The sequence below is a fragment of the Veillonella parvula genome, assembly GCF_047241225.1.
Taxonomy (GTDB): domain Bacteria; phylum Bacillota; class Negativicutes; order Veillonellales; family Veillonellaceae; genus Veillonella; species Veillonella parvula_O.
Genome location: NZ_JBKTIE010000003.1, coordinates 228,586 through 249,665, shown reverse-complemented (window position 1 = coordinate 249,665; position 21,080 = coordinate 228,586). Strand labels below are relative to the sequence as shown.

The following is a 21,080-nucleotide window of genomic DNA, read 5'->3' as shown; positions in this document are numbered from 1 at the left end:
TGTACAACAAATTTGTAGGAGCAAGTAATGAAGTTTTATGAAAACTATGCTGTAGAAATGTCCCTGTAATTAAGGCAACTAGTTACTTAGCTTGACTATCGTGAGTTCACTATTGATTCCATTAATTTCAATTTGATTTTCTGATTCAGACACAGAAAAATCGTCTACAAGATGTCCACGATCTTCAAAGAGCAATTTAGTGCGAATACCTTTTTTCACCGCTTTGAAAGCATACTCGTGAGGGACATGCAGCCGAGATTTCGCCGATATCTGATTCACATCAATTCGCCCCGTATAATCCGCTACATATATCTCCATTGGAGAGTTGTTATCCAGCTCTATATGACTGTTACCGCCGGCAATATAAATTTCTTTAGCCGCTCCGTCTAGCTCAAACTTTTCACTAATAATATCAAATAGCTCTAGTTTTTCACAATTGGTCGCTAGCTCCGTATCTCCCATATATTTTTCAGGCAAATTTATAAAAATCGACAAATGTTCTTTTACAAGCTCTTCAGATAAGGATTTGGAACGATTTACATCCACATCGATACGCCTTTTTATATCATCGATTTTTACTTTCACCAGTTCCGTCAAATTTTCAATAGTATCACTGACCAGTTGAACCTTTATCTTCTCACCCTCTCCAGCTCTCATTTTTACGCGATTAACAGAACCCAGTTTAATGTCGAAATGTTTTATCTCATCGATATCGTATTCTACAATACTTTCATAAGGATATCGAAGTTTAACCGCTTCTTCTGAAAGTAATTCATCCACAGAAATATTGAATACAGCTGAAAGGGCCTTTAAATTTGAAATATCAGGCATCCCATTGCCCGATTCCCATTTTGTTATGGCCTGTCTCGACACATTGAGCGTTTCCGCTAATTTCCCTTGAGATAATCCGGATTCTTTTCTATACTCCCGTAATTTTTCATTAAAATCCATAATGTGACCTCCTATATTAGGCAATATCAATTACTCTTCAACAAGAGCTGCTCAAAGTATAGTATATGATGTCAGCGAAGAAAAGAAACGCTTGTTTTCCTGGCCAGCAACGTTCCGTAGCATTGCAATATGTGTGCATTTATAAAGACTTACAGGCTGATTCTGTACAAGATATAAACGGCCTCCGAACAGTACACAAATATAAACTATCCGATCATACTATTGAATAATCCGCCTTCATCCTCTTTAATGAAATTTTTATTTCCCTAAATAATATTGATATGCAATTTCATATTATTATGTATACATCAAGTGAGATCACAAAAAGAAAAAACTTATATAATCCTCTATATACAAGTAAAATTCAACAATTCGACTTATGGAAATTTATAAGATACTTCACAAAATCGCATAGTATGTATTGAAAATCTATATCATCTATTCATTGTGGAATTGTTACAAACATTGTACACTATAGGCATAGAAATCTATAGTTATATCCTTTTATGGAGGTGCAAAATGCAACATACTGCATGGAAAGATTTTAACACAGGTGTGTGGGATAAAGCCGTTGATGTACGCGACTTTATTCAAAGAAACTATATTCCCTATGAAGGGGACGATTCCTTCCTTGCTGGTCCTACAGAACGAACAACAAAATTGTGGGAACAAGTAATGAAGCTTTATGAAGAAGAACGTGAAAAAGGCGGCATGCTCGATGCTGATACTTCTGTGGCCACACACATTACTGCCCATGCGCCAGGATATATCGACAAAGACCTTGAAACAATCGTTGGTTTGCAAACTGACAAACCTTTGAAACGCGCTATGTTCCCATATGGTGGTTTGCGTACGGCAAAATCCGCTATCGAAGAATACGGATTCAAAATGGATCCGCAAACAGAGGACTTCTTTAAGAAACATCGCAAAACTCACAATGATGGCGTATTTGATGTATATACTCCAGAAATGCGAGCTGCACGTACAGCTCACATTGTAACTGGTTTACCAGATGCGTATAGCCGTGGTCGTATTATCGGTGACTATCGTCGTATCGCTCTTTACGGTGTTGATTATCTCATTGAAGATAAAAAAGAACAATTTAGCATTACAATGGGTGACATGCTAGAAGATGTTATTCGCGACCGTGAGGAAATACAAGATCAAATCCGCTCTTTGAAAGAATTGAAAGAGATGGCAGCATCCTATGGCTATGATATTTCCAAACCAGCTAAGGATGTTCGTGAAGCTATGCAATGGATTTACTTCGGCTATCTTGGTGCTATTAAAGAGCAAAACGGTGCTGCTATGTCCATTGGTCGTAACTCCACATTCCTCGATATCTATGCGGAACGAGACCTTCGCAACGGCACATACACAGAGGAACAAATCCAAGAATTCGTAGACCATTTCATTATGAAATTGCGCATGGTTCGCTTCGCACGTATCCACGAATACAACAATTTGTTCACAGGTGACCCTGTTTGGACCACTGAATCCATCGGTGGTATGGGTACTGACGGCCGTACATTGGTTTCTAAGATGTCCTTCCGTTACCTACATACATTGACTAACCTTGGCCCTGCTCCAGAGCCAAACCTCACTGTATTATGGTCCCCTCGCATGCCTATCGGTTTCCGCCGTTTCTGTGCGAAATTATCCATTGAAACATCTTCCATTCAATACGAAAATGACGAATTGATGCGTCCTAACTCTGGTGATGACTACGCCATCGCATGTTGCGTATCCCCAATGCGTATCGGTAAAGAAATGCAATTCTTTGGTGCTCGTTCCAACTTGGCGAAATGCTTGCTTTACGCTATCAACGGTGGCGTTGACGAAAAGTTGAAGAAACAAATTGGTCCTAAATACCGCCCTATCACTTCCGAATACTTAGAATTTGACGAAGTATGGGAAAAATTCGACGACATGATGGAATGGTTGGCAGGCGTATATGTAAATGCCTTGAACATCATTCACTACATGCACGATAAATATGCTTATGAAAAACTAGAAATGGCATTGCATGACCGCAAGGTAACTCGTTGGTTTGCAACTGGTATCGCTGGTTTATCCGTAGTAGCAGACTCCTTATCCGCTATTAAATATGCTAAGGTAAAACCTATCCGTGACGAAAATGGCATCGCTGTTGATTTCGAAATCGAAGGTGACTTCCCTAAATATGGTAACGATGATGACCGTGTAGATAGCTTGGCAGCAAAGGTTGTTTCCACATTTATGAACAAGATTCGTAAACATCCTACATATCGTCAATCCGTTCCAACTATGAGCTTGTTAACAATTACTTCCAACGTAGTATATGGTACTGCTACAGGTTCTACTCCAGATGGCCGTAAAGCTGGCGAAGCTTTCGCTCCTGGCGCGAACCCAATGCACGGTCGTGATTCTCACGGTGCTGTATCCTCGTTGGCATCCGTAGCTAAAATGCCATGGCGTGATTGCTCCGATGGTATTTCTAATACCTTCTCTATCATTCCGGACGCATTAGGTAAATCTGGTGAAACATTTGTTTCCGTCAGCGATTTTGATATTGAGTTAGACCCTTCTCAATTGCCTAACAGCAATACAAACTTCGCATGCAGCGAACCAAATGTTACTATAAAGGAAGATAAATAAAATCTTCCACAGTATCGGACTGCTTTCACCGGCACCGATACGAGTGTTAGTCTTGGTTGAAAGGAGGTTATACCCATGAGCAACCAACAAGTTGATAACTTGGTAGAGTTATTGGATGGTTATTCCCAAAAGGGCGGCCATCATTTGAACGTTAACGTGTTTACTCGTGAAACATTGTTAGACGCTCAAAAACATCCTGAGTTGTACCCTCAATTGACGATTCGTGTATCCGGTTATGCGGTGCACTTCAACAAATTGACAAAACAACAACAGGACGAAGTTATTTCCCGTACATTCCATCAACGTATCTAATCGAGGTTTCCTATGACTGGACGTATTCATTCGGTTGAAACGATGGGTACGGTTGATGGTCCAGGCATGCGCATGGTGGTATTTCTTCAAGGATGCCCCATGCGCTGTGCTTATTGCCATAATCCTGATACATGGGATGAAACTAGCGATAATGCTAAATTCATGACCGTAAAGGAATTATGGGACCAGTACGAACGTAACCGCCAATTTTATACTAATGGTGGTATCACCGTCACAGGTGGGGAAGCTCTTATGCAAATCGACTTTGTTATTGAGCTTTTCACATATTTCCGTGGAAGAAACGTCCATACCTGTTTAGATACAAGTGGAATTTGTTTTGACCCCCACCAAGAGGTGGCATACCGTAAATTACTCAGTGTAACTAGTCTCGTCATCCTAGACATTAAGGAAATCGATCCAGCCAAGCATTTATGGTTAACGGGTAAACCGTTAGAGCCCATTCTCGGGTTTGCTCGATTGACGGCAGACGTGGAAGTTCCGATTTGGGTTCGTCACGTAGTAGTCCCTACGATTACAGATAATGCCGATCGTCACTATCGTCTAGGCTTTTTCCTAGGATCTCTGAAAAATTTACAAGCCGTTGATTGCTTACCTTATCACGTTATGGGTATTGCTAAATATAAGGAGTTAGGTATTCCCTATCGCCTAGAGGGCATCCCAGCTGCAACGAAAGATATTGCAGCTAAAGCGACAAGAACCGTGGTGGAAGGCATCAAGGCCTATAGACGCCATTGGTGGAGTCCCATCAAAACACAACATCAATCATAATCAAGTTTGAGGATAACTACCTCCCTTGATATATATAAATATATATACCAAGACTTGATCTATGATAGCCCTAATCAATAGAGCCGCCCCCATACAACCGGGGACGGCTCTTATTGCATTTAAATAAACTTTCTATCATACAAACGGGCAGCGATGAGGACCACTAAACAAGATCCCACATTATGCACTAATGCACCTGTAGTAGGCGTCAAAACCTCAAGCAATGAGAGAATAATAGCGATACAATTAATGACCATTGATAAAGCAATACTAAATTTTATAGTTTTAATCGTAGCATCTGATAATCGTTTAATATAAGGAATTTTACTAAGGTCATCACTCATCAAAGCAATGTCTGCTGTTTCTATGGCAATATCACTACCAATAGTCCCCATTGCAATACTCACATCAGCAGTCTTCATAGCCGGTGCATCGTTAATTCCATCGCCAACCATACAAACCTTATGATGTTTCCCTTGCAATGATTCGATAATACTTACTTTTTCTCCTGGTAAAAGCTCCGCATGTATTTCGGAAACGCCAGATTTCTTTCCAATATATGTAGCTGCTTCTTTACTATCACCAGTAAGTAATACTGTTGTCATATCTAAGCTTGAGATAGCAGATATCATATTTATCGCATCATTTCGCATTGTATCAGATAATGTAATGATACCTATAATATGCTCTTTATCTGCAATAATGACAGATACCTTTCCTTCACTTCGATATACATTAATGGCTTTTTGAATAGAATCACATACAATAATATTATGCTCTTCAAGAAATCGTTCATTTCCACAATATAATTCCCGACCTTTTATTACGGCTATAATCCCTTTACCTACAGACATCGTAAATGAAGTAGTATCAAGTATTTCTAAATCTTGCTCTATGGCATGAGAAACGATAGCCTTGCCAATAGGATGTTCGCTCTTAGCCTCTACAGATGCAGCTAATTGAAGAATATCAATCTCACTATAATCTGTATCAACGGCTAAAATAGATTGAACTGATAACTGACCACGTGTTAATGTGCCGGTTTTATCAAATGCCATGGTATCTACTTTTCCCATAGTTTCAAGAATTTCACCAGATTTAATAATAACGCCATGTTTAGTAGCTTGACCAATAGCGGCCATAACCGCAGTAGGTGTAGCAAGCACCAATGCACAAGGACAAAACACAACCAACACAGTAACACCGACGATGATATTACCAGTTACTAAATAGCCTATACATGCAATCATCAATGCAATAGGAACCAATCGACTAGCAACAGTATCAGCTATGCGCTGAATCGGAGCCTGTTTCTGTTCTGCATTTCGAATAAGCTGAATCATTTTTTGAATAGAACTATCTTCGCCCACTTTAGTAGCTATAATATCTATGGCACCAAAACAGTTAATAGTTCCACCAAATACATCATCATCAATTGTTTTATCAACAGGTATAGACTCTCCTGTCATAATGGATTGATCTACCGTTGTTTCACCGTTAATGATTCGCCCATCTACAGGTATCGTTTCGCCCGGAAGGATTCGTAAGTAATCACCACGGTGTATAGACTCTACGGAAATCATTATTTCTTTGTTATCTTGTATTTTACGACCCTTAACAGGTGCTAACGAAATTAACTTTTTTAACCCTTTTTTTGCTCGCTCGGTAGTTGATTCTTCAAGGAGAGCGCCTAAAGCCATAATAAACGCTACCTCACCAGCCGCAAATATATCTCCGATGGCAACGGCTGCAAACATAGCCATGGAAATCAATAGAGCTGATGAGATTTTACTAATTCCCTTATTATATACGATCCTTCGAATAGATAAATACACAAGAGGAAAACCACAAATAATAACGGTAACCCAAGAAGGCTCAAAAGGGAATATATTTTGAAACGGACTCTGTCCACCAAACTCCTCTATCAAATGCGGAATCCCATCAAGCAGTAAAAATAGCCCTGCTAAAATCGTCATATATAAACCAGATAATATATCATGTATTCGATGTACCATACAGCAATCCCCTTATCAGACTTTCACTATCAATATGAATTGAATTATAACTATACTTACAGTACAATAATTACGATAGCGAACACTTTGTTCACTTTAATTGTATCAACCTATGGTTTTAATACAATATATAAAACATCATATATGTTCATTACGGAACATATATGATGTTTTGTACTAAAAGTATGACAGGAGTTAATATGGATCGTAGACAGAAAAGGACTCGTAAAGCCATATTTATAGCTTTTAACGACTTATTATCTAATAAGGCATATGACAAAATCACCGTTCAGGAAATCATTAGTGCTGCAGATATTGGACGCACCACATTTTATGCTCATTTCGACACAAAAGAGGCATTGCTAGAAGCACTCTGCGAAGACTTATTTTTACATATAAAAGATAGTATTAATCACTTACCGCATGCTCATGGGCTGTATCAACAAAGTATTTACCCTGTCTCAGTATTTGGTCATTTATTACAACATTTACAGCAAAATGAAAATAAAATCCTCGAACTACTAGCTAGTGATAATAACGAAATCTTTTTGCGCTATTTCAGGGATCATCTAAATGAGTTGGTACAAGGATATTTTATCAACCAAGACCGTAAAGCAAATACAAATCTACCGGATGACTTTATTATTAATCATATTTCAGGTAGCTTTGTGGAAATGGTGTTATGGTGGGTAAAAAACGGCATGAAAGAATCGCCTACAGAATTAGACAATTACTTCCATGCCGTTATAGAACCTATTATATAATTAGGGTATTCGGATTTTATGGTGGAAAAGGGCTTATAAATCACCCTTCTCCAAATTCTTAATAAGTGTGGAAAAATCGACACCTAAGTTGTCTGTAATGTCGTGATCATTCACTTCATACCAATTGAAAGTATCGTATAACATAGCTTTATTGAAAGCACTTGAATTAAATCGTGGCTTACGCTTTTTATGGAGCTTCTCATTGAAAAGGATTTTGGCTCGTAAGGCATCAAACGAGTAACCTCTACCCATTCGCTCTACCTGCCTAATAATGCTGTTAATTGACTCCGTATAAGCATTAGTTAGCCTTTTATCAAAGTAGTTGAATATTTCAACATGCCAGTTGTCTACGGCTCTCACGAGGTCTTTATATGCGTCTTTAGAGTTGCTGGACATACAACGGTGTCTCCATTGACTATAACGAAGATGACCTTCATCTGGATCAGGAGTATCCCATATCCAGTAAAACTCTTCTTTGAGTTCATAGGCTTCTTTTAAAGCAGGAAGATTACCTAACCAAGTATCTAAGAGGAATGATTCACGTTCATTTAGATCGTGTTTACGCTTTAGAAGGATAAACCTTTCACGCATAAGGGTACGTCTTTCTTTTTGGCTCATATGGGCTTTCAAAGACTTTCTGACGTTATCTCTAAGGCTTGATTAGCCATTCTAACTACATGAAACTTATCTACGACAACTTTAGCGTGTGGAAGGATAGTGTTCACTGCGTCTTTGTAGGGCTTCCACATATCCATTGTGACGTACTCAATGTAAGTCCTGTCACTGATTTCTGAAAGACGTTGGATGACTGTTTCCTTGTTACGGTTAGGCTTGATGTCATAAATAGTCCTGCGTTCAATATTAGTCAATACAAGCCGAGGTCTACGGATAATATGTATCTCGTCTATCCCAAGCCACTTAGGAGTTTCAAACTGGTATTCACGTTCTTTGAGTGCCACATAGTCCTTAAAAACGTTCCTAATGGTTTTCTCGTCAACACCAACGCTTTCTGCGACTTCTACAAAGGTCTTAGACATGGATTGCTCTTGAATGGACTTTAAAAGCCTTTTGGTCATACTACGCTTTTCATCTACAGATATAGGCGTTCCCAGAAGGTAGATCCGCATTTACGACACTTGTATCGTCTACGGTTCAATTGTAAGCCCACTCGCTTTAAACGAATGGGCAAATCCATAATTAGTTGATTTCTTGAACTGTGTTTGTACAACTTGTCAAAACCACATTCAGGACAACGTTCAGGTGGTCCGACTGCTTCAACTTTAAACGTCATATCGGTTTCATTTTTTTGTGGCGGTTCTATTGTTTTAATGTCTGGTAGGGATAATAAGTCTGACATATTATTCATCCTTTATTACTCAGCGGTGTTAAGGTATCAATTATAGATTTGATGTCGAAATCATCAGTGTTAAATTATTTTTGTGACCACAAATGCACTTAGAAAATCCCTTAAAGCATTAGCTGGTTCACTTGAATAGGGAGTTGTAAAAAAGTTCCCTTAGCCTGCACAACAAGATAATTTCGAAATATCTTTATCGAACGTAAGTGCAACTAATTTTAGCCCTTCAGCCATTGTTAAATATGGTGCTAGGGTTTCTGTTAAATCTTCTATCGTTAAGCCAAATTTAACAGCTAATGATGCTGCATAGATGACATCTCCTGCATTTTCAGATACAATATGAACCCCTAATACTTTTAGTGTTTCTGCATCTGCTACTAGTTTAAATACACCGGTTGTTTCACGGTTTACAATTGCTCTTGGAACAGCATCTAAAGGTAATACAGATGTCTTCACATCATACCCTTTCTCTTTTGCTTGTTCTTCTGTTAAACCAACCGTTGCAACCGTCGGATTCGTAAACGTAACAGCAGGAACTACCGATAAATCTATTTTTTTGTTTAATCCACCAATAGCATTATCAGTAATAATTCCACCTTCATAGGCTGCTACATATACAAATTGTGGTCCTAAAGTCACATCTCCTGCTGCATAAATCTTTTCATTACTTGTTTGACCAAAATCATTGATCAGGATTTCATTATTTTTTCCAGTTTCAACACCTGCTGCACTTAAATTTAAAGAATCCGTATTTGGTTTTCTTCCAGTGGCAACAAGTAACTGATCTGATTCAATGACTTCTCTACTGCCATTTACTGTTACGTAAACCCTTTTTATCTCTCCACTTTGTTCAACACGCTCAAAAGTTGCCCCTTTGACAAGGTTTATACCCTGTTCAATTAACGCTTTTTCAACTGACTCTGAAATCTCAGGATCATACTCCTTTAAAAGTCGCTCACTTCTTTGCATAAGCGTTATTTCTGAACCTAAATGATGAAATAGTTGTCCAAGCTCCATTCCAATGTATCCTGAACCAATTACAGTTAATCGTTTTGGTATTTTCTTTAACTCAAGAAGTGTTGTACTAGTTAAATAGTCCATTTTTTCAAGTCCTGAAATTTGGGGCAACGAAGGCGATGCACCTGTTGCAATTAAAAAGCGTTTTGCAGATAACTTTGCCCCATTGACCTCAACCGTACTAGCATCAACGAATTTTGCTTCACCTTTAATTAAATCAAAATTATATTCATCAATTAAATCCATATATTTTTGATTCCGAAGTTCGCTCACCAATTTATCCTTTTGCGTGATTAAACTAGCTAAATCCACTTCTCCAGCGGATGTTTGTAAACCTATAAACGGATTGTCTTTTGATAAATGATTGATTTCCCCTGCCCTAAGAAGAGTTTTTGACGGAACACAGCCAATATTCACACAGGTTCCCCCAACCGTTCCACGCTCAATCATTCCAACTTTTGCACCGTATTCTATAGCTTTAATTGCCGAAGAAAAGGCAGCAGCACCAGAACCAATAATAAGAAGGTCATAATTGTCTTCATTAATTAACGCCACGTTTTCTAGTGATGATACTTCTTCAATTTCTCCGGCTTGGTAATTTGCTTCATCAATCGCCTTTATTGCACTTTCAACCTCAATATCATCGGGCAGTTCAAATACTGCTTCACCACGACGATAACTAGACTCAATATTTTTAGCACCTATCTTTTCAAGTGCTGATTCTACGTGTTTTTCACAACCCGTACAAGTCATTCCTGAAATGTTTACCTTAAATTTATTCATAAAAAAGCTCCTTTCGTTAATTAATCTCTCATGTTAATGTTTCTATTATTGGACACGAATGTAATTGCTTTTCATCTGGACATCGTTGTTTTAAGTCGTCTAACATAGTTTCAATTCGTTTTAAATCCTCTATTTGTTTTTGCACTTCCTTTTGTTTTTTAGAAACAAATTCGAACATATCTTGACAACGAACTTCATCTTTATCTACAACACCAAGTAATTTATAAATCTCGCTTAAAGAGAAACCAAGTTCCTGTATTCGTTTAATAAACCCAACACGCTTAACGTCATCATATGAATATATCCGATAACCAGCTTCCGTTCGGTGAGGTTCTTGTAATAAATTTTTTCGCTCGTAATATCTGATCGTTTCTTTATTAACTCCACATTTATCTGCAAACTCACTAATGCGATAAATCATCTTATTTCACCCCCTGAATATTATAAACCATGTACCATAGTACACGGTCAAGTAAATTGGACTATTTTATTTTTTCCCCAAAGTATCACTCGTATGTGATTGATACTTTTATATAATACTATTGATTATCCTAACATCCCACCAGAAAATCCGATTTAAACACCAGTTGTTTTTAAACTATTAAGAAAGTAATTCCACTATATATTCCGAAGACCCTATAATTATTAAAATTCTATCAAGATACAACATTGATTGGTTCACCCTTAAAGAAGGCTTGTACATTGTCACGAATGATTCCTACCAAGCGTTGACGTGTTTCAAGGCCTTTCCAACCCATGTGTGGAGTAATGATAACATTATCTAGGGTATAAAGAGGGCTATCCTCAACTGGTGGTTCTACCTCTTGTACATCGAGACCTGCACCTGCAATGCGTTTGGCTGCTAATGCTTTACAAAGGTCTGCTTCATTAATAAGAGGACCACGCCCCGTATTCACGATAACTGCATTAGGCTTCATCTTACCAATTGTTTCTTTATTAATAAGATGTTTAGTTTGGTCATTCAATGGGCAATGCAATGTAATATAATCACTATTTTCAAGTAATTCATCAAGACTTACATAACGAATACCATCCCCATCAGCTTTTGGTGTACGTGTATGAACCAAGATATTCATGCCAAGTGCTTTTGCTACTTTGATAACTTCCATTCCGATGTGACCAGCACCAACAACACCTAATGTTTTGCCATTCACTTCTGTATGACTCACTTGCAAATATTTTGTAAAGTTACTACGATCACCTTTAGCAAGCATACCAATTTGTTGTTGCATAGTGGACGCAAAATTAAGAATCATCATGATTACCGTATGTGCTACACGCTCTGTACTGTATGCTGGAATGTTGCACACAGTGATACCCTTTGCCTTTGCTGCATTGAGGTCGATATTATTATAGCCTGTGCCGGCTTCTACGATGAGCTTTACTGTATCTGGAAATTGTGAAAGTAACTCAGCAGTAACAGAAATCTCTTTTGTTACTACTACGCGAGCACCCTGAATGCGTTTGATAAGCTCAGTATTTGTGCTGTTATCATAAACCTGTACATCATTAGATAATATGGAGAAATCTAATGCATGGTCATAATTCATTTTACTTGCGTTTACAACTACTACACGTTCACTCATGAGAACCTCCTACATACATGTTGTATTCCATGTGTCTTGTTTAATACATGCCAACAACTCTCAGCCCTTTGCCTGTAAATTTATTTCTTACTTTCTAGTAAAGGCAAATAGCAGATGAATTGAATAGCCTCAAATATATCTAATACTACTTCTATATAAATTATACTATTTTTTATATAATTTAATACTATGAATTAGTACTGTAAGTAACATATCTATTCATATCAATTAGTATACTTTCACAATTATTGTATATAATATATGCAGAAGAGCTATAAAATTAAAAATATAACTAATTTTTCTGTATAAAACTTTCACAAAAGTATTGTGTAATTCCCCAAAAGTTATAAAATAAGAGTAATGTTATATAGAATTGAGGAATACCATGAGACCCACCTATTTGACCATAAATACAAGTCTCGTTCGCGAGAATTTGCGTAAAATTAAAGATAGTTTGCCTGAGTGGAGCACATCTACTGCGGTTATCAAGGCCAATGGCTACGGCCACGGCAGCGTTATGATGGGCCGCATTGCTGTGGAGGAAGGTTACGAATCCTTAGCCGTTGCTATTCCGGAAGAGTCTGTACCGCTTCGCAATGCAGGTATTATGGTGCCTATTTATCTATTAGGTCTCACAAGGCCACAATCTTTTGAACTTGTGGCAGATACGAATTCCATTCCTGCTGTTTGTGAATCTACAGACTTGGAAGCACTCGATAAAGTAGCCGATAATCACGACATGATTATTCGCGTTGCTGTTGCCGTTGATACAGGTATGCATCGCATCGGTATCAAGCCTGAGGATGCCATTGAGTTTATCAAACGCATTGAGTTCTACGAAAATTTGGAAATAGACGGATTCTTCTCCCACATGAGCAATGCTGATGCAGCGGATCAATCACACGCCCATAGCCAAACGCAAAAATTTCATCGCATGGTAGATGAAATACGGGAATTCCGTCCAGAAGCAGATTACCGCTTCTCTCTCGCCAACAGTGCAGGTCTCTTATCTGTCAAAGACAGCTTATTTACGGATGCTCGCCCTGGTATTATTCAATACGGTATCATGCCATCCCTTGATGTACCAAATCGATTGGGCTTAAAGCCAGTTTTATCCTTCCATAGTGAAGTTGTTCATGTGCAACATATCCCTGCTGGCGAAGGTATCGGATATGGGTCTACCTATATCACAACTGAGCCAATGACGATTGCTACTATCCCGGTAGGCTATGCGGATGGTTATCCTCGGAGTTTATCCAATCGAGGTACCGTACTGATTCATGGTACGCGTTGCCCTGTAGTAGGTCGCATTTGTATGGACCAATTCATGGTCGCCGTTCCGGATACAATCACGGTAAAGCCTGGCGATAAGGTGGTGCTTCTAGGGTCTCAAGGTCATGAAAGCATTTCTGCTTTAGAAATTGCAGCCCTTGCTTCCACAATTCCTTATGAGATTTTTTGTGGATTCTCAGAGCGCGTACCACGACAATATATTTAACCTATGTAAAATAAAGAAAGCCCGTATCACATGTAGAATTCTACATGTGATACGGGCTTTCTTGCTCTCCTATACCCAGCGTGCTGTAAAGCAGTTACGTTCTTATTGTGAGAGAGAGTATATATACCAAGTATATAATCTTATGATTCGGAGGGAACCACAATTCATAAGGGGCCCTCTGAACGATAGATGGCATAGGAGAGAGTCAATGTTTATCTATCCAATCCAGAGGGCTGTGTGTAATTGTTTATTGTGTGTGTTGTTTATTGTGTGTGTTTTTGTGTGTTGTGTATGTGTGTGTAAGTGTATTTATGTTATGTGTGTATAGTTTTGAGTGCTTAGTGTTCGTTTTTGAAAGGGTTTGCTTTACAGCGCTATAGAATAGGAGATCAACTTATTTTGCTACCGTCCCTGTTTTAGCATCCAATACAACGGATATCGGTTTATTTTGTGCATTATGGAATTCTATGGTATATAGTGGTTTACCATTTTGATTAGCAAGAGACCACGCATTAATACCAGTCGCTACCTTGCCAGACTGTACGAAAGCTGCATTAATTGCCACATGTGGAGGTATTACTGTTCCAGCATCAATAGCACTAGCTTCCATAGATGCATCATATGCTTTAGGAGTACCATCCGTTACATTACCAGTAGCCACATCTAGAGTCATAGAATGAGCACCACTAGTATTAAAACCAGCTACTTCATAGATGGCAGTTTTACCTTGAGTTTTGAAGGATACATTAGTGATTTTGGAGTTTCCAAATTTACTTTCGAATTGGTCAATTAAATAATTAGCACCAACTACGAAAATACTATTTTGGTCTACTACGCCTTCTTGCTGATTGGTTGTGCTAGGTTGTGATTTTCTACTTTTAGAGTTTTTTTTTCCTCTTTAGTAGGCTCTTCTTTATCAGCCTTTTTTTCGTCTTTCACAACTTTTACTTTAGGCGCTTTGTCTACTGCAGCTTTTTTAGTATTTTTAACTTCTTTATCATGCTTTGCTACAGATTCTGATTTTTTATCGCCACCGCGTACTACTCTTGTTTCACTAGGAGCTTTAGCTACAGATGCAGTTTCAATAGTAGGAACTGCTGCTGCAGGATTTTCTGTACTAGGTACTACAGTTTCTTGAGCTACTGGTGTTTTAACATCTTGTGTAGCTGTTGGAACTGGTGTAGTATTACGAACTGCGGTACCTACTTGATTACCGTCTGCTACAGGAGCTACCGGAGTTTTAGGTGCAACTGCAGTAGTAGCCACATCTGGAGCCACCGCTGTAGTAGGAACTACTGGATCAGTAACTGGTTGTGCTGGAGTCGCTGCACTCGCTGTTTCTTGTGTAACAGGCATTGGAGTTACTGGTTCAGCTGCTGTTACAGCTACAGTGGCACCAAATACGCCAGCCACTGCTAAAGCAATACTACTTTTTAAAATAGATTTTTTCATCTTGTCCTCCTTATTAATTCATTTACATGCAACTTTACGCATGTATATTTCCAGTCAACTCAATGTCATCATGTAAGTTCCAAAACATATATCTAGCATGGACTTGTAGATATATAGCTTGGAAATTTCAGATATACTTGAGTTTGTCTTTCGACTGGTACACATACTATCGACAGTCTATGAAGTCAAAATGTAGAAGCATTATTAAAAGCTTATTTTATAGTGAGTTTAGAATGAATTTATATATAATTCCTATGAAATCCTATGGGATTTACTTTATACTTAAAAATTCCATGAAAAACATATCAAAAGCCGTTTATCCCATATATAAGGGATAAACGGCTTCAAAATATACGTATCGATATCTAAAATTTCACATTCATGAGCAAACTTTCACAAAAAATGCCTCAATACTAGTTATTTTTTTAAGAAAAATAGTATTAAGGCATTTAATTATTATATTCAGAATAAAATAACTAGGCACTATTAAGATATAATAACTAGTCAATCATATATTAATCGTCAAATTTAACAGATAGCAATTTACCATTCATTGCATCCATACGCACATGTACCTCTTTATTATCTGCTGTACCAAAGCTAACTTTGTACACGATCTTACCTTTATCATAGCGCACAGCCCATTCATTAAGGCTCACAGCTTTACCTTTTGTTTGGGCGTAAGCAAAGTTCACCACAGCTGCAGGCGGTAAGATTTCCCGAGGATCAAACGATTTTTTCTTTAGTGATTTATGGAAGTCCCCTTCGCGCTTTTCAAAGATTTGATTAGTAGCATAGATATACGTTAACTCATACTTGCCAGATTCATCAAAACCTTCAACATCATACTTAATTTGACCTCCATCCGCATCAAAGGCGATTTCCGTAATTCCTGCATTTGGATGATTTTGGATAAAGGCATTTAATAAACCATTAGCGCCTACAATCGCCGCATGGTTGCCATCAACAACTGCCACAGTTGGCTCTACAGCTACTAAAGGGGCTGCACTTGCATTTGGCATGCCAAATGCCGCTGCCAAGGCCAATACAAGGCTACCTTTTACAAAAAATGATCTCATTGGTTCCTCCATATCTCAAACAGTTATCATAACAATATATATACAATTATACACTAAATCAACGCGGTTTATAATCTTTATTTATATAATTAGTGCATGTACCTACGCCCTATGATACAATGCACATAGATTCATTTTTGTAACTACATGTGAGCTAACTATGATTTCAATTTACCCCACTATATATCACGCATTTCAATGCAAGGCCGATCAATGCGAAAATACATGTTGTCAGCTGTGGACCATCGATATAGATGAGCCTACTGCTAAACGTTACCATGCTATGACTGGCTCTCTTGGTGAAAGCTTACGCCAAGCCATCACTGTTGATGATGAAGGCAGTCATTTTATCTTTTCTAAAGCACAATCTATGTGTCCCTTACTCAATGAAAAAGGTCTATGCAAAGTAGTTCTTGAATTAGGAGAAGAAGGACTTTGTGACACCTGTCATATGCATCCACGCTTTTATAAATACATTGAAGACTTAGAACTATGTGGCGTTGGATTATCTTGTGAAGCATCGGTTGAACTATTAGCCCAACAAGAACCGATGGACTTTCTCCTCTTTACAATTGAAGATGACCATAATGAATTCAACTCTGAGGAGCGATTAACACTCCACAATATTTTTGAATTATTAGCCTTTGATTTAGATCCTAATCTATTCCAATATACGCCAAAGCCCTCAAAGCAGTCTTTCAAAGAACTATTAGACCTATATAAACAAACGGAACCCATCGATGAGAATTGGACAGCACAAGTTAATACATTATCTAGTAAACTAGACCAACTCATCGCATCCGTACAGACCTATATACAGCAAGAGGATATGAGCCTATTTAACAAAGTGTACCAATATATATTGTATCGCCAAATCGATATGCTATCAGATTATTCCTTGGAATCTATCTTAGCCTATGCAAAGGATGGTACTGACTATATACTTATAGCCAGCGCCTTAGAGGGACAACCATTAAAACAAATTGCTAGATGGTCACAACAAATCGAATACGACGAAGATAATGTGGCGCTATTATTACAACACTACGAAGCCCAACTTATTATAGAGTGAACAAAAACCGCAAGAATTTTATCTTGCGGTTTTTTTAAGTCTTATTATAATACATCATTTGAAGAGAGTATGAACAAAGCGAATCCATTGAGGTAATACAGAGACAGATAATAATGCCACAATAAAGATAACAATATAGGTTTTAATGATACCTAATTCAACATAACGTCTCATTAATTGGGCTACAATGAACACGGCATAATACTGGCTGAACATCGTAATAAGATAAGCCATATCCCCTACATATTTTTGAAGAGACAAAGAGAAAAAAATAATCCCTAGTATATGAATTAATACTAAGACAACCGTGCGAAGTGCATTTGTATAAGCTAATCCATATATATAATTGCGCAATACCCCACCATAAGTACCACGACCACCTAATAAAACAAGTAAGCGCCATATAACAAATGAACCGATGATAATTTGAAAAATTAAAAATACAGAACTTGCTAAAATACTAATTACATCAAAATGAGTTAACCCAGTAATCCGTTTAATTCCGAGCATTGGAGATATAACTTTCACCATAAACGGTAAGCTATAGGTCATTATATATAATACAATAGTAGATACAACTAGATTCAGAATGGCTCTCGTATGAGATCCGTAATTGATAATATTTTGAAATGATTGTTCGCTAAGTTTGGTAAATAAATGTAATATATCCTTATACCATGTCATAAATGCTCCTTTTAGTTTAAAACTAGTAAAAAAGGACGAGTCATGGCTCATCCTAGATATATCATATGTATTTTATCGAGTCAACATATAAACCCATTCAAACACGTGTGCTCCCAAAAGAGCAATCAACATTAAAATCAGACCTTCATAAGGGGTCCCATTAATACATGCTCCCGCAATACGTCCCATAGTTTGTAACAATAATACGGTACTTAAAATACATAGCACAATCATACAGAAGCCAATGATCGCTTGCAGTATTAATGGTACCGAAGTTAGAATCAGCATAATCCCTGCTGTAAAAGTAATCAGTGCCACAACAAGTTGAGCAAATGACATGATATGCAAAATACCGGTTGTAACAGTTCGAACATAGAATTTACGCTGTTGAGCAATCGCATAGACTATAATGATACATGCCATGAGAATTACTTTTCCGATTACCCATGCAAAGCGACCTATATTCCAAAATTCTCTAGGACTACCCATCTGTTCCCAAAAAAGTTGTATTTCATGTTGACCGACTGGAAGAGATAGCGATTCCCACCTTACCAATAACGAAGAATTACGTATAAACGCACGTATAGCATCTAAATATACGCCTTCACCTACAATAGTAAATTGATAGCATATAAGTGTTAATAGCAACATGCCTATGAGTTGCCCATAGGCAATATCAAAGTGATACATACGAGGATTATTCTCTTCAATAGGGTTTAATAAACGATAGATAAACTGCATTAAACCTACCATCATAAGTATCACCACCTTTTACACAATATACATAACATTCAAGTTTAAATACTATAACATACAACACACCAAAAGAAACTATAAAAAATAGTTACTTTTCATTTTCCGTTCATCATTATAGCACAAAAGAGCCTATAAAAGAATGTGGTTTTACCATATTCTAATTGCGATTCCTTTAAAATATAAAAAAGGGGCTGTTTTGTTACAGCCCCTTTCATATTTTTCATGTTATGTAATTATCTGGAAGTAGCAAGTGCTATCATGCCAATCAAGATACCTAAAACGATTATGGGAATTAAACTCGTAATAATAGAAATACCAAAAGTTGCTAAACGGGATTTATTAATTTGGCGACTTAACAATGTTAAACATACCCAGAATGTATAGACTGCAAAAGCTATCGTTGCGAATATAATAATAATTATCCATACGATACTACCTACTGTAGAATCAGGATTAGATCCTAGTAGCAACAAAAATGGCAATGATAGTAATAGAAAGCCCATGAAATATACTAGGCCCATAATCTGATTATAAGCTTGTTCATACCACATGATCTTTAACACAGACTCATATGTAGTATTCGCATCAAATTTATTGGCGACCCAAGAAAAAATAGCAGAATAAATAGCAATACCAATAAAAGCAAATAGCAAGCCAACCGCTAGGCCTAATAGGCCGACCCCAGAAAGAGCAGCCGCACCAGTAAGTGCAACATTAAGTTTATCTACAAATATCATACCCACAAGAGCAGGTAGAATATTTGAAAATACGAATGACATTAATGCCAAAGCTACTGTAGCATAGAACCCTTTTCGACAAGATCCATGTTCTACGATCTGTGGAATACCACGTTTAAAGGGAGCTACCATAAGCTGCCAAATATCTGAATACCATTTTGTTTCCATAAAACCTCCAAAACACCTATATTTTTCTAATCGTAACACAAACTATATTTAAACCGTCATGGACAACATTATACCTCCCACACCAAAGATGAAGGATACTATATAAAAAGAAATACCCGTTATCCAAGGATTTAGGCCAAATTGCTTATAGGTAACTTGCCCCTTCAAAATAATAATTATGGTCAAGACCTTTCATCAGCAACCCCTGATTTATTAATGATAACCATATCAAGTCTCCTTTTTATTTAATCTGATAATATATTATACTATATAATCTAACTTTGAAGATAATATATTATACTATATAATCTAACTTTGAAGATATTATTTTAGCCTATTATAACGCAAAAAAGCAGCCCTTAGGGCTGCTCTTTCGTTTATCTTATTGCAAAGATGCTGCAATTTTTGTAAGGTTTTCATCCATACGTTCTAAGTATGTTTTATTATCTTCGTTACTTTCGATAGTGTAAATAGTTTCTACCTTAGCCCCTACTTCTTGTGCCAAAGTTTTGGATACTTCTGGGCTAGCCATTTCTTCTGCAAAGATAGTAGTAATATGGTTTTCTTTAGCGTATTCGATGAGTTTAGCCAATTGTGCTGCATTAGGTTCGCCTTCAGCAAATACATCTTCCACACTATTTTGTTCTAAACCAAAGTCACGGCATAGGTACGCAAACGCTGCATGGCCTGTAACAAAGTTTTTATGAGGAGCTTTAGCGAATTGCTCTTCATATTTTTTAATCATTGCATCTAATTTAGCAACGTATTCAGTATAATTCTTTTCATAATAATCCTTGTTTGCTGGGTCAACTTTTACAAGGGCATCCTTGATATTTTTCACTTCAATTTTAGCATTTTTCAAAGATAACCATGCATGAGGATCTTCTGCACCATGTTCTTTAATTTCTTCTGGATCAGTATTTTTAATAGCTTCAACGCCTTCAGTAGCTACAACAGATACGAGTTTATCATTCTTAGCTGCTTCGATAGCTTGTTTTGCCCAAGGCTCCATACCAAAACCGTTATACACAAACACTTGAGCTGTTGCCAATTGTTTCATATTTTCAGGTTTCAACTCGAAATCATGTGGTTCCACGCCATCTGGTATAATAGTAGATACCTCTACCTTGTCACCACCAATAGCCTTTGTAAACTCAGCCATTGCATTAAAGCTTGTTACCACTTGGATTTTTTTACCTGCTTGCTCCTTCTGTGCATTCGGTGTATCGTTGCCACAACCTGCAAATAAAGCAGCCATCATAATACCTACAACTAACAAAATCAGTTTCTTGATCATCGTAGTCCTCCTTTGTAAAATCCTGATCGCTATGCCTATACAGAATACACTCTATTCTTTAGTTGCAGTTGCGACTCAGTTGCATTTGTAATATAGTTATAGTAT

At 37.5% G+C, this 21,080-nt stretch carries 19 protein-coding genes and 1 pseudogene; 7 read left to right on the top strand and 13 right to left on the bottom strand.

Annotation, left to right across the window (positions count from 1 at the left end):
- Positions 1-78: 78 nt before the first annotated feature.
- A complete protein-coding gene (locus ACLRYO_RS07160) occupies positions 79-951 on the bottom strand; it encodes a helix-turn-helix transcriptional regulator (RefSeq protein WP_316708752.1) in 873 nt (290 codons plus the stop codon).
- Between the two features lie 65 nt (positions 952-1,016).
- Between ACLRYO_RS07160 and ACLRYO_RS07155 the strand changes: the two genes are divergently transcribed.
- From ACLRYO_RS07155 to pflA, 4 genes are all read left to right on the top strand, one after another.
- Positions 1,017-1,181, top strand: coding sequence for a hypothetical protein (locus ACLRYO_RS07155; protein WP_024060949.1), 165 nt, complete (start codon positions 1,017-1,019; stop codon positions 1,179-1,181).
- A gap of 289 nt (positions 1,182-1,470) precedes the next feature.
- Entirely contained in the window at positions 1,471-3,588 is a 2,118-nt protein-coding gene (gene pflB / locus ACLRYO_RS07150) for a formate C-acetyltransferase (protein WP_012863835.1), read from the top strand.
- 75 nt (positions 3,589-3,663) lie between these two features.
- Positions 3,664-3,900 carry an autonomous glycyl radical cofactor GrcA3 gene (gene grcA3 / locus ACLRYO_RS07145; RefSeq protein WP_004693956.1) on the top strand — a complete coding sequence of 79 codons (237 nt, stop codon included), beginning with the start codon at positions 3,664-3,666 and terminating at the stop codon, positions 3,898-3,900.
- 12 nt (positions 3,901-3,912) lie between these two features.
- Positions 3,913-4,689 carry a pyruvate formate-lyase-activating protein gene (gene pflA, locus ACLRYO_RS07140; protein ID WP_413084791.1) on the top strand — a complete coding sequence of 259 codons (777 nt, stop codon included), beginning with the start codon at positions 3,913-3,915 and terminating at the stop codon, positions 4,687-4,689.
- Between the two features lie 119 nt (positions 4,690-4,808).
- Here the strand turns inward: pflA and ACLRYO_RS07135 are convergent, their stop codons facing one another.
- Positions 4,809-6,704, bottom strand: coding sequence for a heavy metal translocating P-type ATPase (locus ACLRYO_RS07135; RefSeq protein WP_024061717.1), 1,896 nt, complete (start codon positions 6,702-6,704; stop codon positions 4,809-4,811).
- Between the two features lie 200 nt (positions 6,705-6,904).
- Between ACLRYO_RS07135 and ACLRYO_RS07130 the strand changes: the two genes are divergently transcribed.
- On the top strand, positions 6,905-7,468 hold the full coding sequence (locus ACLRYO_RS07130) for a TetR/AcrR family transcriptional regulator (RefSeq protein WP_024061718.1): 564 nt from the start codon (positions 6,905-6,907) through the stop codon (positions 7,466-7,468).
- A gap of 33 nt (positions 7,469-7,501) precedes the next feature.
- Here the strand turns inward: ACLRYO_RS07130 and ACLRYO_RS07125 are convergent.
- The 4 genes and pseudogenes from ACLRYO_RS07125 to ACLRYO_RS07110 form a co-directional block, all read right to left on the bottom strand.
- Positions 7,502-8,825 (bottom strand): annotated as a pseudogene (locus tag ACLRYO_RS07125) (ISL3 family transposase).
- A gap of 159 nt (positions 8,826-8,984) precedes the next feature.
- Positions 8,985-10,625 (bottom strand): mercury(II) reductase, encoded by a 1,641-nt coding sequence (merA, locus tag ACLRYO_RS07120; protein ID WP_001031935.1) that lies wholly within the window; start codon positions 10,623-10,625, stop codon positions 8,985-8,987.
- A 28-nt stretch (positions 10,626-10,653) separates the two neighbouring features.
- The gene (gene merR, locus ACLRYO_RS07115; protein WP_001863748.1) at positions 10,654-11,046 is read right to left on the bottom strand and encodes an Hg(II)-responsive transcriptional regulator; all 393 of its coding nucleotides are present in this window, start codon (positions 11,044-11,046) and stop codon (positions 10,654-10,656) included.
- Positions 11,047-11,281: 235 nt separating this feature from the next.
- Positions 11,282-12,232: a 2-hydroxyacid dehydrogenase gene (locus tag ACLRYO_RS07110; protein ID WP_325306368.1), complete on the bottom strand. Its 951-nt coding sequence runs from the start codon at positions 12,230-12,232 to the stop codon at positions 11,282-11,284.
- Between the two features lie 385 nt (positions 12,233-12,617).
- Here ACLRYO_RS07110 and alr point away from each other — a divergent pair, with 385 nt between their 5' ends.
- Entirely contained in the window at positions 12,618-13,730 is a 1,113-nt protein-coding gene (alr, locus tag ACLRYO_RS07105; protein WP_024061720.1) for an alanine racemase, read from the top strand.
- A gap of 394 nt (positions 13,731-14,124) precedes the next feature.
- Here alr and ACLRYO_RS07100 read toward each other — a convergent pair whose 3' ends face one another.
- The 3 genes from ACLRYO_RS07100 to ACLRYO_RS07090 form a co-directional block, all read right to left on the bottom strand.
- The gene (locus tag ACLRYO_RS07100) at positions 14,125-14,403 is read right to left on the bottom strand and encodes a PepSY domain-containing protein (protein WP_024061721.1); all 279 of its coding nucleotides are present in this window, start codon (positions 14,401-14,403) and stop codon (positions 14,125-14,127) included.
- 158 nt (positions 14,404-14,561) lie between these two features.
- A complete protein-coding gene (locus ACLRYO_RS07095; protein WP_119562388.1) occupies positions 14,562-15,182 on the bottom strand; it encodes a ribonuclease E in 621 nt (206 codons plus the stop codon).
- 515 nt (positions 15,183-15,697) lie between these two features.
- The gene (locus tag ACLRYO_RS07090; RefSeq protein WP_004693970.1) at positions 15,698-16,261 is read right to left on the bottom strand and encodes a PepSY domain-containing protein; all 564 of its coding nucleotides are present in this window, start codon (positions 16,259-16,261) and stop codon (positions 15,698-15,700) included.
- 160 nt (positions 16,262-16,421) lie between these two features.
- On the opposite strand from ACLRYO_RS07090, the gene fliB reads away from it, so the two are divergent.
- On the top strand, positions 16,422-17,333 hold the full coding sequence (fliB, locus tag ACLRYO_RS07085) for a flagellin lysine-N-methylase (protein ID WP_287509297.1): 912 nt from the start codon (positions 16,422-16,424) through the stop codon (positions 17,331-17,333).
- 54 nt (positions 17,334-17,387) lie between these two features.
- Here the strand turns inward: fliB and ACLRYO_RS07080 are convergent, their stop codons facing one another.
- The 4 genes from ACLRYO_RS07080 to ACLRYO_RS07065 all read right to left on the bottom strand — a co-directional run bounded on the left by ACLRYO_RS07080 (position 17,388) and on the right by ACLRYO_RS07065 (position 20,975).
- Positions 17,388-18,017 carry a hypothetical protein gene (locus ACLRYO_RS07080; protein ID WP_156697109.1) on the bottom strand — a complete coding sequence of 210 codons (630 nt, stop codon included), beginning with the start codon at positions 18,015-18,017 and terminating at the stop codon, positions 17,388-17,390.
- A 72-nt stretch (positions 18,018-18,089) separates the two neighbouring features.
- A complete protein-coding gene (locus ACLRYO_RS07075) occupies positions 18,090-18,773 on the bottom strand; it encodes a hypothetical protein (RefSeq protein WP_278618430.1) in 684 nt (227 codons plus the stop codon).
- A gap of 233 nt (positions 18,774-19,006) precedes the next feature.
- On the bottom strand, positions 19,007-19,678 hold the full coding sequence (locus tag ACLRYO_RS07070) for a hypothetical protein (protein ID WP_278618429.1): 672 nt from the start codon (positions 19,676-19,678) through the stop codon (positions 19,007-19,009).
- A gap of 382 nt (positions 19,679-20,060) precedes the next feature.
- On the bottom strand, positions 20,061-20,975 hold the full coding sequence (locus tag ACLRYO_RS07065) for a metal ABC transporter substrate-binding protein (RefSeq protein WP_004697859.1): 915 nt from the start codon (positions 20,973-20,975) through the stop codon (positions 20,061-20,063).
- Positions 20,976-21,080: the final 105 nt, after the last annotated feature.

Bases quoted from the DNA above. Each gene is read 5' to 3' on its own strand.
- ACLRYO_RS07160 (WP_316708752.1), bottom strand. From the start codon at position 951: ATGGATTTTAATGAAAAATTACGGGAGTATAGAAAAGAATCCGGATTA.
- ACLRYO_RS07155 (WP_024060949.1), top strand. From the start codon at position 1,017: ATGATGTCAGCGAAGAAAAGAAACGCTTGTTTTCCTGGCCAGCAACGT.
- pflB (WP_012863835.1), top strand. From the start codon at position 1,471: ATGCAACATACTGCATGGAAAGATTTTAACACAGGTGTGTGGGATAAA.
- grcA3 (WP_004693956.1), top strand. From the start codon at position 3,664: ATGAGCAACCAACAAGTTGATAACTTGGTAGAGTTATTGGATGGTTAT.
- pflA (WP_413084791.1), top strand. From the start codon at position 3,913: ATGACTGGACGTATTCATTCGGTTGAAACGATGGGTACGGTTGATGGT.
- ACLRYO_RS07135 (WP_024061717.1), bottom strand. From the start codon at position 6,704: ATGGTACATCGAATACATGATATATTATCTGGTTTATATATGACGATT.
- ACLRYO_RS07130 (WP_024061718.1), top strand. From the start codon at position 6,905: ATGGATCGTAGACAGAAAAGGACTCGTAAAGCCATATTTATAGCTTTT.
- merA (WP_001031935.1), bottom strand. From the start codon at position 10,625: ATGAATAAATTTAAGGTAAACATTTCAGGAATGACTTGTACGGGTTGT.
- merR (WP_001863748.1), bottom strand. From the start codon at position 11,046: ATGATTTATCGCATTAGTGAGTTTGCAGATAAATGTGGAGTTAATAAA.
- ACLRYO_RS07110 (WP_325306368.1), bottom strand. From the start codon at position 12,232: ATGAGTGAACGTGTAGTAGTTGTAAACGCAAGTAAAATGAATTATGAC.
- alr (WP_024061720.1), top strand. From the start codon at position 12,618: ATGAGACCCACCTATTTGACCATAAATACAAGTCTCGTTCGCGAGAAT.
- ACLRYO_RS07100 (WP_024061721.1), bottom strand. From the start codon at position 14,403: ATGACTCTAGATGTGGCTACTGGTAATGTAACGGATGGTACTCCTAAA.
- ACLRYO_RS07095 (WP_119562388.1), bottom strand. From the start codon at position 15,182: ATGAAAAAATCTATTTTAAAAAGTAGTATTGCTTTAGCAGTGGCTGGC.
- ACLRYO_RS07090 (WP_004693970.1), bottom strand. From the start codon at position 16,261: ATGAGATCATTTTTTGTAAAAGGTAGCCTTGTATTGGCCTTGGCAGCG.
- fliB (WP_287509297.1), top strand. From the start codon at position 16,422: ATGATTTCAATTTACCCCACTATATATCACGCATTTCAATGCAAGGCC.
- ACLRYO_RS07080 (WP_156697109.1), bottom strand. From the start codon at position 18,017: ATGACATGGTATAAGGATATATTACATTTATTTACCAAACTTAGCGAA.
- ACLRYO_RS07075 (WP_278618430.1), bottom strand. From the start codon at position 18,773: ATGATGGTAGGTTTAATGCAGTTTATCTATCGTTTATTAAACCCTATT.
- ACLRYO_RS07070 (WP_278618429.1), bottom strand. From the start codon at position 19,678: ATGGAAACAAAATGGTATTCAGATATTTGGCAGCTTATGGTAGCTCCC.
- ACLRYO_RS07065 (WP_004697859.1), bottom strand. From the start codon at position 20,975: ATGATCAAGAAACTGATTTTGTTAGTTGTAGGTATTATGATGGCTGCT.